2 protein-coding genes are annotated in these 739 nt (G+C 26.0%); both read left to right on the top strand.

Annotation, left to right across the window (positions count from 1 at the left end; genetic code table 11):
- Positions 1-75: 75 nt before the first annotated feature.
- Positions 76-453 (top strand): stage III sporulation protein AD, encoded by a 378-nt coding sequence (gene spoIIIAD, locus AZI32_RS17200; protein WP_224170712.1) that lies wholly within the window; start codon positions 76-78, stop codon positions 451-453.
- A 14-nt stretch (positions 454-467) separates the two neighbouring features.
- Positions 468-739: hypothetical protein (locus AZI32_RS17195; protein ID WP_345968970.1), on the top strand; the 272-nt coding region annotated here is incomplete at its 3' end.

The following is a 739-nucleotide window of genomic DNA, read 5'->3' as shown; positions in this document are numbered from 1 at the left end:
TATGAGATAAATGATCTATTTAATGCAGTTAGAACGATGTTTCAGTTATATTAAGGGGGAGATCTTTTGGATGTAATGAAATTGGTAGGTCTTGCGCTTATCTCTACTATATTATGCTTAATTATAAAAAAAGATAGACCAGAAATGGCTATGTTTATAGGAATACTAACAGGAATTATGATTTTACTTTCTGTAACCTATAAATTCAATTTTATAATTGAAAGTATAAATGAATTAGCAAATAAGGCTAACATACCTACTATGTATATATCTTTAATAATCAAACTTATAGGAATAGCATACTTAATGGAGTTTGCTATTCAGATATGCAAAGACTGTGGGGAAGGAAATATTGCAGCTAAGCTTGAATTCGGAGGAAAAATTATAGTTATGACTATGTCATTCCCTATATTAATATCTATTGTTGATATGATTTTAAATTTGATTCCATAGGAGAATGATTACTTATGAAAAAAATTGTGACTAGTATAATTTTATGTATACTAATGGGGCTAACATTTGCAAATGTTTCATTTGCACAAGAAGAAAATGATAAAAAAGTAAAAGAAAGTGTAGATACATATATAAGTGAACAATTAAATAAAATTAATTTACAAGAAATTCAAAATCAAATAAAAGATGAAAAGTTTATAGAAGATGTAGATCTTAAAACATTTATGAAAGATTTAATATCTGGTAAGAAAACAATGCTAGATTTATTTGATAAAGAGGGTCTTAA

It is taken from the genome of Clostridium sp. ATCC 25772 (assembly GCF_001573875.1).
Taxonomy (GTDB): Bacteria; Bacillota; Clostridia; order Clostridiales; family Clostridiaceae; genus Clostridium_J; species Clostridium_J senegalense.
Note: the sequence above shows the minus strand (reverse complement) of the source record. Positions and strands in the feature narration are given on the sequence as shown.

What these genes read in the sequence shown, in the direction of transcription:
- spoIIIAD (WP_224170712.1), top strand. Translation starts at nt 76, where the DNA reads ATGAAATTGGTAGGTCTTGCGCTTATCTCTACTATATTATGCTTAATT.